The sequence below is a fragment of the Corallococcus sp. CA054B genome (assembly GCF_003611625.1).
Taxonomy (GTDB): Bacteria; Myxococcota; Myxococcia; order Myxococcales; family Myxococcaceae; genus Corallococcus; species Corallococcus coralloides.
Map to the genome: position 1 here is coordinate 1 of NZ_RAVY01000237.1, position 13,689 is coordinate 13,689.

The 13,689-nt window shown below is 70.3% G+C and carries 12 protein-coding genes and 1 pseudogene; 6 read left to right on the top strand and 7 right to left on the bottom strand.

What is annotated here, in order from left to right:
• Positions 1-1,357, top strand: a 1,357-nt coding sequence (locus D7V80_RS36030) for a hypothetical protein (RefSeq protein ID WP_233585979.1), incomplete at its 5' end; no start/stop codon positions are given.
• A gap of 4 nt (positions 1,358-1,361) precedes the next feature.
• Here the strand turns inward: D7V80_RS36030 and D7V80_RS36035 are convergent.
• Positions 1,362-1,910 (bottom strand): hypothetical protein, encoded by a 549-nt coding sequence (locus D7V80_RS36035; RefSeq protein WP_120592403.1) that lies wholly within the window; start codon positions 1,908-1,910, stop codon positions 1,362-1,364.
• 283 nt (positions 1,911-2,193) lie between these two features.
• Here D7V80_RS36035 and D7V80_RS36040 point away from each other — a divergent pair, with 283 nt between their 5' ends.
• Together D7V80_RS36040 and D7V80_RS36045 are read left to right on the top strand one after the other, a co-directional pair.
• On the top strand, positions 2,194-2,400 hold the full coding sequence (locus tag D7V80_RS36040; RefSeq protein WP_014393434.1) for a cold-shock protein: 207 nt from the start codon (positions 2,194-2,196) through the stop codon (positions 2,398-2,400).
• Positions 2,401-2,663: 263 nt separating this feature from the next.
• The gene (locus D7V80_RS36045; protein WP_223739411.1) at positions 2,664-3,017 is read left to right on the top strand and encodes a hypothetical protein; all 354 of its coding nucleotides are present in this window, start codon (positions 2,664-2,666) and stop codon (positions 3,015-3,017) included.
• Between the two features lie 173 nt (positions 3,018-3,190).
• On the opposite strand, the gene D7V80_RS36050 is transcribed toward D7V80_RS36045, so the two are convergent.
• From D7V80_RS36050 to D7V80_RS36065, 4 genes are read right to left on the bottom strand one after another with little or no spacing between them, the layout of a single operon-like run.
• Entirely contained in the window at positions 3,191-6,310 is a 3,120-nt protein-coding gene (locus D7V80_RS36050) for an efflux RND transporter permease subunit (protein ID WP_120592404.1), read from the bottom strand.
• A gap of 50 nt (positions 6,311-6,360) precedes the next feature.
• On the bottom strand, positions 6,361-7,470 hold the full coding sequence (locus D7V80_RS36055; RefSeq protein WP_120592405.1) for an efflux RND transporter periplasmic adaptor subunit: 1,110 nt from the start codon (positions 7,468-7,470) through the stop codon (positions 6,361-6,363).
• A complete protein-coding gene (locus D7V80_RS36060) occupies positions 7,467-8,231 on the bottom strand; it encodes a TetR/AcrR family transcriptional regulator (RefSeq protein ID WP_120592406.1) in 765 nt (254 codons plus the stop codon). The genes D7V80_RS36055 and D7V80_RS36060 overlap by 4 nt, the downstream gene beginning before the upstream one ends.
• A gap of 58 nt (positions 8,232-8,289) precedes the next feature.
• On the bottom strand, positions 8,290-8,991 hold the full coding sequence (locus D7V80_RS36065; RefSeq protein ID WP_120592407.1) for a DUF2293 domain-containing protein: 702 nt from the start codon (positions 8,989-8,991) through the stop codon (positions 8,290-8,292).
• Between the two features lie 129 nt (positions 8,992-9,120).
• Here D7V80_RS36065 and rnz point away from each other — a divergent pair, with 129 nt between their 5' ends.
• Positions 9,121-10,044 carry a ribonuclease Z gene (rnz, locus tag D7V80_RS36070; protein ID WP_120592408.1) on the top strand — a complete coding sequence of 308 codons (924 nt, stop codon included), beginning with the start codon at positions 9,121-9,123 and terminating at the stop codon, positions 10,042-10,044.
• 33 nt (positions 10,045-10,077) lie between these two features.
• On the opposite strand, the gene D7V80_RS36075 is transcribed toward rnz, so the two are convergent.
• On the bottom strand, positions 10,078-10,599 hold the full coding sequence (locus D7V80_RS36075) for a hypothetical protein (protein WP_120592409.1): 522 nt from the start codon (positions 10,597-10,599) through the stop codon (positions 10,078-10,080).
• Positions 10,600-10,815: 216 nt separating this feature from the next.
• Between D7V80_RS36075 and D7V80_RS36080 the strand changes: the two genes are divergently transcribed.
• Positions 10,816-11,589, top strand: coding sequence for a rhomboid family intramembrane serine protease (locus D7V80_RS36080; RefSeq protein ID WP_120592410.1), 774 nt, complete (start codon positions 10,816-10,818; stop codon positions 11,587-11,589).
• A 97-nt stretch (positions 11,590-11,686) separates the two neighbouring features.
• Complete coding sequence (locus D7V80_RS36085) at positions 11,687-13,093, top strand: NAD(P)/FAD-dependent oxidoreductase (RefSeq protein ID WP_158616755.1); 1,407 nt, start codon at positions 11,687-11,689, stop codon at positions 13,091-13,093.
• 23 nt (positions 13,094-13,116) lie between these two features.
• On the opposite strand, the pseudogene D7V80_RS36090 reads toward D7V80_RS36085, so the two are convergent.
• Positions 13,117-13,689: pseudogene (locus D7V80_RS36090) on the bottom strand (serine/threonine protein kinase); the annotation flags it as partial.

Below are 13,689 nucleotides of genomic sequence, written 5' to 3' on the forward strand. Positions count from 1 at the left end.
GTGCGTGGGGGGGCTCTTTCTCGTGGGGTGCGAGGAAGCCCGGGCCACGGCACCGCGCATCCCGGTGCTCGGCGAGATGGGTGGACAGGGAGCGCCAGAGGGCGTGGAGGCACACGTGTGGTCGCGGACCCTGATGGTTGGGGACCCACAGGCTCCGCACGCGGTGGTGACCTCCAACGGGGACGTCCTGGTGGCGGCGACCTATCAAGAACCCATCGACCTGGGGGCGGGGCCCCTGCCCTTCAATCGCAACGTCGTGGCACCACATCTGCTGGTGGCGCGGTATTCGTCGGAAGGCGCGCTGAAGTGGGCGCGGGGCTGGACGCCCGGGCGCGAGGCGCGGGCCCGCGTGGGCGGCCTGGCGGTGGACGCCTCCGACAACATCTTCCTCACGGGCATGTCCGCGGGCTTCACCCGCGACGGCGCCACGCTGCCGGAGGGGCCGTTCCTGGCCCGGCTGGACGGCGGCGGCGCGCTGGACTGGGTGCGCTCGCTGCCGGGTGAAGGCCCGGTGGCGGTGAACGGCGTCACGTCCGACCACCACGGGGGCGCGGTGCTGGTGGGGGACTTCGCCGGCGCGCGCGACCTGGGAGAGGGATTGAAGCGCACGCCCCACGGCAGACATGCGGGCTTCGCGTTGAGCGTGGGCCCCAAGGGTGAGCAGCGCTGGAGCCGCGTGTGGATGCCTTCAGGCGAGGGCGAGGTCTCCGCGCGAGCGGTGGCGGTGGATGTCTTTGGCGACGTGCACGTGGTGGGCGGCTACGCGGGGGCGGTATCGTTTGGCGACGCGACCTTCGTCACCGTGCGCCAGCACACGCCCTTCGTGGTGAAGCTCACCCGGGACGGCGACCACGTCTGGAGTCATGACGTGCGCGGCACGGATGGCACCGCGGTGTCCGTGGCCGTGGGAGCGGACCGCGTCTTCGTGGGTGGCGGCTTCAGCGGCCGGCTGTACTTCCAGAAGACCTTCCACCGCGCGGACTCGCGCGACGGCTTCCTCCTGGCCTACGACGCGGACGGCGGCCAGCAGTGGGCGCGCACCTTCCCCACCGGCGCGCCGATGGTGGCCACCGACGACGCGGGCCAGCTGACGGTGGCGGGCGGCCACGACGGCGGTCTCGCCCTGGGCGGGGGAAGCCTGCCGCCGGGCCTGTATGTCGCGAAGCTGTTGCCGGAAGAGGGCACGTCGCTCTGGGTGCGCGGGTTCGCGAGCCCCGGCACCGTGGCCCAGGCCCGGGCCTTGAGCGTGGACGCCGCCGGAGGCGTGCTGCTCGCCGGCGGCTTCAACCGGTCCGTCCCAGAGGACGAACCGTCACGGCCGCTGCAGGATGGCTTCCTGCTCAAGCTCCAGCCCTGAGACTTCAGGCCCCGATGCCTTCGGGGTCCGTGGCCAGCTCTCCGCCCAGGTGCATGCCCGTCTGGCAGCGGTAGTCCGTGACGAGCGACGCGGCCAGCACCTTCACGCCCAACAGCACGTGCAGCGCCGCCGCCACCGGCGAGCGCTTCGCGTACCCCAGCACGAAGGGCGCCAGCACCGCGCCCAGGCCATAGGCGTAGTCCGCCAGCTCGTGCGCCTCGATGGGGATGAGCTTCGTGAGGCTCAGCCGGTAGTCCGTGAACAGCGACACGCCCACCGCGGCACCGCCCAGCGCCCAGCCGGCCGCCTTCGCCCTGCTGTCACCGGATGCATTCCCCACCGCCACCAGCGCCGCGCCGCCCACGTAGTCCAGCACCGAGTGCAAATCCTGCGACACCCAACGGCGCAGCGGCAGCCGGCCGAACAAGGGACGCGACAGGATGCCCGCCGCCGCGCTGTGGTCCCGCATCCGGCGCCACTCGCGGCGCACGGTGCCCTCCGCGCGCGGAGGAACGGGGGGCAGCAGGGTATCGGGGCCTCGGACCTCGTACATGACGTGACTCCTCTCCCGGCCGTCGTGGCCTTGCGAAGGAACGGTAGCCACGCCTCCAGACCCAGGCGCTGGAGCGGCCCAGGCTCCACGCCCGCCTGCCTGTGCCAGCAATGGGTGGGAAGGGTGACTACCCCGCGAACTGTTGGCTGCTCAGCAAGGGGGCTTCCACCCACCCCTCCCCGCCGGGCAGACTGTTGTTCGCACTCAGGCCCTCACATTTCGAGAGGACCGGCCGCTCCCGGGCGGTGGGTGCCGCGCCCCACCAACAAAGAGAAGACGATTCATGGCTACTGGTACGGTGAAGTGGTTCAACGATGCGAAGGGCTTTGGCTTCATCACTCAGGACGGCGGTGGTGAGGACGTGTTCTGCCACCACAGCGCCATCAACATGGACGGCTTCCGCACCTTGCAGGAAGGTCAGAAGGTGGAGTTCGAGGTGACGCGCGGCCCCAAGGGCCTGCAGGCGCAGAACGTCCGCGCAGTGGGTTGATCTCAACCCGCTCCGGGTCAAACCCAGAGCACTGAAGCCCGGTTCCGCTCACGCGGGCCGGGCTTCTTCATTTTTACAACCTACCGAGAAGGAATAACACGCAATTCCTTTCAAACCTTACACCCCGCCGGGAATGACGGGGGGGCTGGTGAAAGTCCGAAAGACGTCTGTTAGGCTTTGATCCTGCGAGGGAGGGCGCACCTATGTTCGAAGTCACCAACGATGTCAGCCGTCGGACCATCACTGCCCGCATGAGCGGTTTCATGCGGCCGAACGAAATGAAGGAGTACGTGGCCGTCTACAAGAAGGCCACGGACAGCTACGGCGGAGGGCGGCACCTGGTTCTGGCCGACATGCGGGGTCTGCGCCCGCTGGAGCCGGAATCCGCGAAGCTGTTCTCCGAGATCGTCGACCACGGGCGCAAGAATGGCTGCGCGATGTGCGCGCACGTGTCGGACTCCACCATCGCGCGCCTGCAGACGGCCCGCGTGGCGTCGGAAGCATCCCCCAACGACGACATCACCGTGGATTGTGTGTCGCTGGAGGAAGCGCAGAACCAGCTCGCCAAGGCGCGCGTGCGCCTGCTGAACGGCGAAGGCTTCTCGGCCGCTCGCTAGAGCTGTCCTCCCGGGCAGGACGCCCGCGAACGCCCCGTCTCCGGCAAGGCCCGGAGCCGGCGGCCCGAAGCGGAAGACGCCCACCCGGGATTTGTTTCATCCCCCTTGTTTCAAATGAAAGGCGCGGGTGACGGCACCGTCACCCGCGCCTTCTTGTTTCTGGCCGTGAGGCCTCAGGCCGCGCGGTCGTGCGCCGCGGGCGCGTCCGCGGGGAGCGCGGAGTGCGGGCCCTGCGCGCGGGGCTGCTTCTTGCGGAAGGACAGCTTCTCCATCGCCGCGAACACCACCGGCACCACCAGCAGCGTGAGGAAGGTGGAGGTGATGACGCCGCCAATGACGGAGATGGCCATGGGGGCGCGGAACTCGGAGCCGGTGCCCGTGCCCACGGCGGTGGGCACCATGCCAATGGCCATGGCCGCGCTCGTCATGAGGATGGGGCGCAGGCGGCGCGGGCCGGCCTTGAGCAGGGCCTCGTCCACGGAGTCGCCTTCGCGCAGGTGGTGGAGCGCGCCGTCGATGAGGAGGATGGCGTTCTTCGTGACGAGGCCCATCAGCAGGATGACGCCAATCATCGCGCCCATGCTGAGGTGGTAGTTCGTGACGACGAGCCCCAGGAGCGCGCCCACGAGCGCCAGCGGCAGCGACACCATGATGGTGAAGGGGTGCTTGAAGGACTCGAACTGGCTGGCCAGCACCATGTAGATGAAGACGAAGGCCAGCAGGAACGCCATGCCGAACGCGCTGTTCTGCTCATCCAGGCTCTTCATCTGGCCGTCGTAGACGATGGCGTAGCCGGGCGGCAGCGGCTTCTCCGCGATGGCGGCCTTGAGCTTCGTGGCCACGTCACCCAGCGCGGCGCCCTTGGCCAGCTGGGAGACGACGGCCACCTGGCGCTCGCGGTTCTCGTGCTCGATGACGCTGGGGCCGTCCTTGAGCGACACCTCGGCCACGTCCGTCACCTGGTGCAGGCCGTGGGGCGACACGACCATCAGCTGGCGCACGCGCTCCGGCGTGGCGCGGTCCTCTTCGCGCAGGCGCACGCGGATGTCCGTCTCGTCCGTGCCCTCGCGCAGCTTGGCCGTCACGTCACCGTCAATGGCCAGCCGCAGCTGCGCGGCGAGCGCCCCGGCGGACAGGTCCATGTCCGCGGCGCGGGCGCGGTCGATTTGAATCTGGAGCTCCGGCTTGGCGGGGTTGGAGTCCACGCGCACGTCGGAGGTGCCCAGGGTGCGCAGGATGCTGGCGACGCGCTCGGCCTCCTCGTTGATGCGCTTCAGGTCCGGGCCCACCACGCGCACCATGATGGGGTACCAGTCCCCCAGGCCCTCGATGGTCGGCGGGTCCGACAGGGTGACGGCGGTGGAGACCAGGTTGGGGACCAGCAGCGCGCGGACCTCCTCCTTGAGGGTGCCGATGCTCTTGGTGCGCTGGTCCTTGCCCACCGTGAGCACGCGCATGCGCGCCTTGTAGACGTCTCCGTTGGGGCCGACGGTGGTGTAGATGTCCGTGACCTCGGGGAGCGTCTTGAGGAGCACCTCCGCCTCCGCGGCGCGCTCCGTGGTCTGCGACAGGTTGGTGGAGTCCGGCAGCTGCAATTCGACCAGGAGCTGTGAGCGGTCCTCCGCGCTCATGAACTCCACGCCCAGGCGGCTGGCGGCGCCGAAGGACAGCACCAGCGCCAGCACGGTGAGGCCCGCGGTGGTCCACTTGTGGCGCAGCACCCAGCCCAGGATGCGCGAGTACGAGGACTCGGTGGCCTCCAGGACGCGGCGCAGCGCGCGGAAGACGGCGGGCTCCTGCCGCTGCTCCCCCGGCTTGTGCGCCTTGGCGAAGCGCGCGGACAGCATGGGGTCCAGCGTGAAGGAGATGAACAGCGAGATGAGCACCGCCACGGAGATGGTGATGCCGAACTGCTTGAAGAACTGACCCACGATGCCGGGCATGAAGGCCACGGGGATGAACACCGCCACCAGGGCCAGCGTCGTCGCGAGCACCGCCAGGCCCACGTCCTTGGTGCCGTTGTACGCGGCGCTCATGGGCTCCTCGCCCTGCTCCAGCCGGTGGGTGATGGCCTCGCGCACCACCACCGCGTCATCAATGAGCAGACCGATGGCCAGCGACAGCGACAAGAGCGTCATCTGGTTGAGCGAGTAGCCCAGCACGTACATGACGAAGAACGTGCCGATGACGGACGTGGGCAGCGCGAGCGCGGAGATGAACGTGCCGCGCGGGTCCAACAGGAACATCAGGATGATGAGGACCGCCATCAGGCCGCCGAAGATGAGGGCGACCCACACCTCGTGGGTGTTGGCGCGGATGAGGTCCGACTGGTCGATGAGGAGCGTGGCCTTGAAGCCCTGCCCCACCACCGGCGTCATGTCCGCGAGCGTCTTCTTCACCGCGTCGCTGACGCTCACCGTGTTGGAGCCCGGCTGCTTCACGATTTCCAGCACCACGGCGTCGCGGGCGTTGAGGCGCGCGGTGGTGCGGCGCTCGGCGACGCCGTCCGTGACGGTGGCGATCTCCTCCAGGCGCACCTGGGCGCCAGTGCTGCTCCGGGCGATGGGCAGCTTTCGCAGCTCCTCCACGCTGCGGAACTCGCCCATGGAGCGCACGGTCAGCTCGTTGGGCCCCACCCGCAGACGGCCCGCGGGCAGGTTGAGGTTCTCCATGGCGATGCGCTGGGACACCTGCGACGGCGCGATGCCCACCGCGCGGGCCTTGTCCAGGTCGATGTCGACTTGAACCTCACGCGTGTCGCCGCCGGTGATGCGCACCTCCGCCACGCCGGGCAGCTGCGCGAGCGCGGGCTTGATGCGGTCATCCAGCAACTTGCGCAGCGTCTGGGACGTCATGTCCGCGGACACCGCGTAGGTGAGGATGGGCGCGGCGGACAGGTCCACGCGGCTGACGATGGGCGCGTCCGCGTCCGAGGGCAGCTTGTTGACGGCCTGGCCCACCTTGTCGCGCACGTCCTGGACGGCGGTGTCCAGGGAGGTGCCCAGCGTGAAGGACACCACCACGGTGCCCACGTTCTCACGGCTGAAGGAGTGGATTTTATCCACGCCGCTGATGCCGGCGACCGCGTCCTCCAGGGGCTTGATGACCTGGGTCTCGATTTCGCCCGGGCCCGCGCCTTTGTAGAGGGTGTTGACCACCACGATGGGGAAGCTGACGTCCGGGTAGAGGTCGGTGCCCAGGCGGTTGAGGCCCATCACGCCCAGCACGATGAGCAGCAGGGACACCATGGCCGTGAACACCGGCCGTCGGATGGAGACTTCACTGAGAATCATGGGAAGAGCTCACGCACGCCGCGCATGCGGCGAAAGGGGGCGGCTTGCGGCTACTTCACGGAGACGCGGGTGCCGGGGGTCAGGGAGGGCGTGGGGAAGTCCACCACCTGCTGGAGGACGGCCGCGGCGCGCACCACCACCTCGCGGTCGCGGCGCTCCAGCACCTGCACGTCCACGCGCTGGAGCGAGCCGTCACTGACGACGAGGACGTGGTCCCCGTTGGAGGAGGACAGCGCCGTCGTGGGGAGCAGCTGCGCCTCCTGCGTCTCCCCCAGCTTCAGCATGGCGCGCGCCAGGGTGTGGGCCACGAAGCGGCCGTCCGCGTTGGGCACGGCGATCTCCACCGGGATGCGGCGGGTGGTGGGGTCCGCGGAGGGCAGGATGGTGCGCACCACGGCCTCCTCGGTGGACGCGCCGTTGCCCAGCGCCGCCACCCGCACCTTCGTGCCGGGCTTGAGCAGCGCGCGCGCGCCCTCCGCCACGGTGGTGCGGAAGATGAGCGTGTCCAGCTGCTCCAGGGTGAAGAGGGGCGAGCCCGGCCCCACCGTGGCGCCCGCCTGGTCAGGGGACTCGATGAGCGTGCCCGCGAAGGGGGCCTTCAGGTCGTGCCGGCGGCGCGACGCGCGGGCCTGCGCCAGCTGCGCCTTCGCGGCCATCACCTGCGCCTGGGCCTGCGCGGCGGCGGCCACGGCGTTCTTGTGCTGCTGGTCGCTGACGCCACCGCCGGTGCTGAGCTTCTCCGTGCGCTCGGCCGCGTCCCGCGCCATGGAGGCGGCGGCCTCCGCGGCGGCGACGGCGGCCTCCGCGCCGGCCACCTGCGCGTCCGCGATTTCGGAGTTGAGCTGGGCGAGCGTGTCGCCCTTCTTCACGGCCTGCCCCTTGTGGATGCGCACCGTCTCCAGGCGGCCGCCCACCTCGAAGCCGACCTGGAGGCCCTGGGCCGGGTACAGCGTGCCCGTCACCTCCTCCGACTGCGAGGCCTGCACGCCGCGCGCGGAGACGACCTTCACGGCCGGCGCCGGCTTTTCCTGGCCGGGGGCCGCGGCGGCGGGCGGCGCGGACGCGGCATCCGCCTTGTCGCAACCGGAGAGCGAGAGCGCGGCGGCCATTCCCAGGGCGGTGAGGGCGCGGGAGGCGGAGGGCTTCGTGGACGGTTTCACGGGCGTTTCCTTGGCGGGCGGTGCGGGTGGTCCGCGCGGGCGTGGCGCCGGCGCGTGGAAGGCGGTGAAGAGGGACGCGCGAGGGCGGCGGGCGTCGCGGGCACGGCCTCGCGGGGCAGCGAGCCTTCGTGCATCAGACGCTGGAGGCCCACGGCCCAGGAGGCCAGGTCCGGCTTCTGCGTCAGCCGCCCCATGCGCCGGGCCAGCAGCAGATAGGTGCCCACGATGAAGGAGCCGAAGAGGCTGGGGTCCACGTCCGGGGTGTCCGGATGCTGGCCGCGCAGGTGGTGGAACTCCCGGGCGATGCGCTCCACCTCGCGGTCCACCACGTCCCACATGACGGACTCGAAGGAGGTGCCCTGGCTGCCCACGATGAGCGCGGTGACCAACTCACGCTGCTCCCACATGAGCTCCAGCATCTCCACGTCGAGCGCGGCCTCCATGCGCAGGAAGTCGCGGTAGCGCTCCGAGCGCGTGGCGACGTCCCCGGGGCCCGGCAGGCCGCTGTGGTCGGCGCGGAAGCGCTCCGTGCAGGACATGCGCTTCGTGGCCAGCCGCTCCAGCTCCTCCAGGAAGCCCTCCACCAGCGCCGCGAAGAGGGCCTCCTTCGAGGGGAAGTGCAGGTAGAAGGCGCCCTTGGACAGGCCGCTGGCGGCGGTGATGTCGCTGATGCGCGCGCCCTTCACGCCCCGCTTCGCGAACTCCGCCCGCGCGGACGCGATGAGCGCGCTGCGGGCTTTGGGGTCGGCATGGCGGGGCATGGCGGACGCATTCCTAACCCGCCGGTCAGAAATAGAACAGTCGTTGCTGAACGCCGGGTCAGGAATCCGAGGGGCGTGTCGGCGGAGGGCGCAGGAGTGCGGAGCAGAGCGGACACGCGGGCGGGGCGTGGGGGGCGTCCCGGCGGTGCAGGTCCAGGATGGCGCGGGACACCTCCGCCAGCTCGCGGCGCACCTCGCGGCGGGCGCCCTTCACGCGCTGGATGCGCATGTCGTCGTAGCCGGTGGTCTGGTGGCGCATCCAGGCGATGACGGCGGCCTCCGCGCGCCTTTCAATGGGGATGCGCTCCGTGCGGGCCACGGTGCCGCTGCCCACGGGGGTGGCGTGGCCGGCGACCATCACGGCCAGGCGCTTGGCGTGGGGGAGCCACGCGGGGCTGAAGGCGAGGAAGCGCAGGACGGCGTTGGCGAAGTCGACCTCGTACTCGGCCTGTTCCCTGGCGCGGCGCTCGCGGCCCTGGGCCAGCTTCTTCGCGTAGGCGGGGGTGGCGCGCTCGTCCTCCAGGGCGGCCTTGGCGTGGACGATGTGGGCCTCTGGCGCCCACACGCCCCGGGAGAAGAGCTTGCGGCCCACCTTCTCCACCACGGTCCAGGAGGGGCCGGCGGCCTTCACGCGGCGGGTGAGGCCGGCGTCGCCGGGGGGAAGGAGGGCCCAGCCGTCAGGAACGGTGAGCAGGCGGCCGTCCTGGGCTTTCACTCGGCGGGGGTCGGCCGTGGGGCCGACCGTCAGGGAATCAGGCATGGGGGCGGGTCCGAAAGGGCCGGCTGCATAGCACGCCCCCTCGCACCCTGGTAAATGCCCCGGGAACGCGCGCCGCGGGACGGACTCCGCGCGTGCGAGGAGGCCACTCTCGACGTGGGAAGCGCTGGCATGTCCCTACTGAGGCTCACCTTCCTCGGCACCTCCGCCGCACAGCCCACGCTGCATCGCGGCCTCTCCGGCCTGGCGGTGAAGGCGGACGCGGACCTGCTCCTCTTCGACTGTGGCGAGGGCACCCAGCGGCAGATGGTGCGCTTCGGCACGGGCTTCACCGTGGACGCGGCGTTCTTCACGCACTTCCACGCCGACCACTACCTGGGAATCATCGGCTTCCTGCGCACGCTGGGGATGATGGGCCGCACCGCGCCCATGCACCTGTATGGGCCTCCTCCCGCGCGCCGGCTGCTGCACCAGGCCGTGCACCTGGGGCTGGAGTCGCTGGCCTTCCCGGTGGAGATCCACGAACTGAAGGACGGGGACACGGTGCGCCGCAATGGCTACACCGTGCAGGCGGTGGGCGTGGACCACCGCATCCACGCGCTGGGCTACGTGCTGGCGGAGGACGGCCGTCCGGGGAGATTCCACCTGGAGAAGGCGCGGGAGCTGGGCGTGCCGGAGGGGCCGTCCTTCGGCAAGCTGCAGAAGGGCGAGTCCGTCACGCTGCCGGACGGGCGCGTGGTGAAGCCGGAGGACGTGCTGGGCGAGTCCCGGTCCGGGCGGCGGCTGGTCATCTCCGGCGACACGCGGCCGTGTCCGGCGCTGGTGCAGGCGGCGAAGGACGCGGACCTGCTGGTGCACGAGTCCACCTTCTCCGACGACGAGCAGACGCGCGCGCTGGAGACGCGGCACTCCACCGCGCGGGAGGCGGCCCAGGTGGCTCGGGAGGCGGGAGCGAAGCGGCTCATCCTCACCCACCTGTCCAGCCGCCACGACACCGACCCCGGACGGCTGCTCACGCAGGCGCGTGAGGCGTTCAAGGGGCCGGTGGAGGTGGCCTTCGACGGCCTCACCGTGGAGCTGCCGCTGCGCGACTGACGCGGGCGGCGGCCCCGGAAGCGGTGCGGCGGACTACTCGATCTTCTTCGCCTCGGCCTTGAGGGCGGCGGCGGCCTCGGGGTCCACCTTCTGGAGCAGCTCCCACTCCAGCTCGGAGTCGCGCCGCATCTGGGAGGCGCCCGCGCCGTTCACGCCCTCCCGCTGCTCATTCGCGCGCCCGTCGGTGCTGTCGGCGGCGCGGGACTCGGAGCGGTCCTGGCGGCGGTACTCCACGGCGCACTGGCCGGGCCCCCGCTCATAGCCGCGCACCAGGTAGCGCGCGTAGGAGGTGCCCAGCGAGGAGGGGGCGCTGGTCATCAGCCACTCCGTCGTGGTCTCGAAGCCGGTCTGCGTGTTCGTCACGGAGAAGCCCTTCTCCTTGATCAGGGCCAGGGCCGCCGGCCACACCTCCGCGATGGGCTTGCGGTAGATGTGCCCCATGGCCTTGTCCTCCAGGTACGACTGCTGGCGGCGCGCGGCGCAGCCGCTGAAGGCGAGGGCCAGGACGGACACCACGAGCAGCGCCGAGGCGCGGGATGATTTCGAGGGATTCATTGCTCCGGACTCCATGAAAGGGAAGACGGCTGCGGAATTTCGCCCGGTGCGGGCCTGGAAGCCAAGTCCAGGCCCTTCCGGGAGAGGGTCACCCCCAGGAGGCAACCTTCATTTGGCTAGAGCCCGGCCGCCTTCCGGTGATGCGTCCGGCGCCGCACATCCGTGCGCACGAAGCCGTCCGGGGGGCCGGTGGCGGGGCCATGCTGGCGGGCGGACATGATTCCCATCAGCGACGACAACCCGACCCTGCGTACTCCGGTGATGACGTACCTCCTGCTCGGGGCCATTGGCCTCACCTGGGTGTTCCTCCAGGGCGCGGGCTTCAACGTGGTGGCGCTGGCCACCAGCATCTGCGAGCTGGGCCTGGTGCCCGGGGAGCTCACCGGCCGAGCGCCGCTGGGGCAGGCGGTGCCGCTGGGGGACGGGCTGGCGTGCGTGGTGGACAACGAGGCCATCAACCGCCTCACGCCGCTCACGTCCATGTTCCTGCACGGCAGCTGGGGGCACCTGCTGGGCAACGTGCTGTTCTTCTGGGTCTTCGGAAACAACATCGAGGACAGCATGGGGCGCTTGCGCTTCCTCGTCTTCTACCTGGTGTGCGGACTGGTGGCGGCGGCGGCGCACGTGGCGGTGGACCCCACGTCGCCGGTGCCCACGGTGGGCGCGTCCGGCGCCATCGCGGGCGTGCTGGGCGCGTACCTGGTGCTCTACCCGCGCGTGCGGGTGAACATGCTGTTCATCATCTTCATCCTCATCCGCGTCTTCCCCATCCCCGCGTGGGCCGTGCTGGCGTGGTGGTTCGTGCTCCAGGTCATCACCGGCCTGCCGCAGCTGATGACGCTGCGGCCGGAGGTGTCCGGCGGCGTTGCCGTGTGGGCGCACATCGGAGGGTTCGTGGCGGGCATGGTGCTCATCAAGCTCTTCGAGAACCCCCGCTTCACCTCGCAGCGCACGACGTGGCGGCACCGGATGCACCCGAACCACCCGTGAGACGAGCGGCCCCACAGGCCCCCGCCTGCCCGGGATGCGGACGCGAAGGAGTGCCCCGACATTGGATGGGTGTTCTTCGCGCCGTGAGGAGGCGGGCATGGGAGCGGACAAGCAGTCGAAAGGGCTCTGCGTGGGCGCGCCAGCGCCGCGCAAGCGGGTGCTCATCCTGGGGGGCGGCTTCGCCGGGATGTACGCGGCGCTGCACCTGGAGCGGCAGCTGGGGAAGCGGGACGACGTGGAGGTGACGCTCGTCAGCCGCGACAACTTCTTCCTCTTCACGCCCATGCTCCATGAAGTGGCGGCGAGCGACCTGAACGCGACCGCCATCGTCATCTCGCTGCGCAAGCTGATGCCGCGCCTGACGTTCGTGGAGGGTGACGTCAGCGGGCTGGACCTGGAGTCGAAGCGCGTCACGGTGGCGCACGGCGGGCTGGACGGCCACAGCCACACGCTGGAGTACGACTACCTGGTGATGGCCATGGGCTCGGAGACGAACTTCTTCGGCAAGCCGGGCCCCCGCGACTACTCCCTGACCATGAAGACGCTGGGCGACGCGATGCTCCTGCGCAACTGCCTGGTCGACCGGCTGGAGGAAGCGGACGCGGACTGCATCACCATGGGCACACGCAACGCCATCGTCACCTTCGTGGTGGTGGGCGGCGGCTTCGCGGGCGTGGAGGCGGCGGGCGCCATCAACGACTTCATCCACGGCGCCCTGCCCTTCTATCCCAACATCCAGCACGCCAACGTGCGCGTGATGCTGGTGCACGGCGGCAAGGAGGTGCTGCCGGAGCTGGGCGAGGACCTGGGCGCGTACGCGCGCCAGAAGCTCATCGAGCACGGCGTGGAGGTGCGCACCGGCGTCCACGTGAAGGACGTGACGGAGGCGGGCGTGGAGATGCCGGACGGCACGGTGGTGCCCACCAAGACGGTGGTGTGGACCGCGGGCGTCACGCCGCCGTCCCTGCTGTGCACGCTGCCATGCGAGATGGAGCGCGGGCGGCTCAAGGTGAACGAGCGCATGGAGGTGCCCGGCTTCCCGGGCGTGTGGGCGCTGGGCGACTGCGCGTCGGTGCCGGACGTGACCCATGGAGGGAAGCCCTGCCCGCCCACCGCGCAGCACGCGCTTCGCCAGGGCGTGACGGTGGCGGGCAACGTGAGCGCGGCGCTGAAGGGTCAGCCGGGGAAGGCGTTCCGATACAAGATGCTGGGGCAGCTGGCCACGATTGGCCAGCGCTCGGGCGTGGCGCGCATCCTGGGGCTGAAGTTCTCCGGCACCTTCGCGTGGGTGCTCTGGCGCACCGTCTACCTGTTCAAGCTGCCGAAGCTGGAGACGAAGGTGCGCGTGGCCATGGGCTGGACGCTGGACCTGCTCTTCCGCAAGGACGTGGTGCAGCTCATCGGCCCGCGGGAGTTGGATCAGCTCACGCTGCCGGCCCTGCCGCTCAACAGCCGCCAGCAGGTGCGCCAGGTGCAGGCGCTCCAGCCGCGCACGCAGCACTGAGCGCTGTGGCTCAACGGGCCCGCTCAGGGCCAGCGGCCCACAACGTGCCCGCCAGCTCTATTTGACGCCTTCACCCTGCCGTCCTTGAACTCTTCGGCAGTGGTCTCAACCACGACGCAGATGGGGTACTCCTCCTGCCCCGGGAGCTTCACGCGGTCATACCGGATGACGAGTGCGGGTCCATCCACACGCCCCATCTTGTCGGAGAGGTAATAGGCCTTGCCGTAGAAGTGTGTTCCACGAGGGGCGATCGCACGTTGCCGGTCATTGTTGACGCCTTCCGGGACGACCCCCACCACCCTCGCGCCAGGGGTGAACCACGCAAAATAGAAATCCGCCTGGCTGTCATCGAGTTGGATGGAGAATCTGTCTCCGTCCATCCAGTGAAGTTGCTCCCGCATGGCCTCTTCTGCCCCAGCCGGGCAGGTGAACGCCTCGGGCCGGATCTGGGCCCCCGGACACCCCGCCGCCAGTGCCGCGACGAGCGACAGCGACGCGCACTTGACGGCGGCAGCAGACTTCTTCGGCGGGCGGGGCGTACGTCCTGGGGGTGAGGCTTCGGGTGCTGGGGTCTTCAAGACGGATCCTTCCTTCGG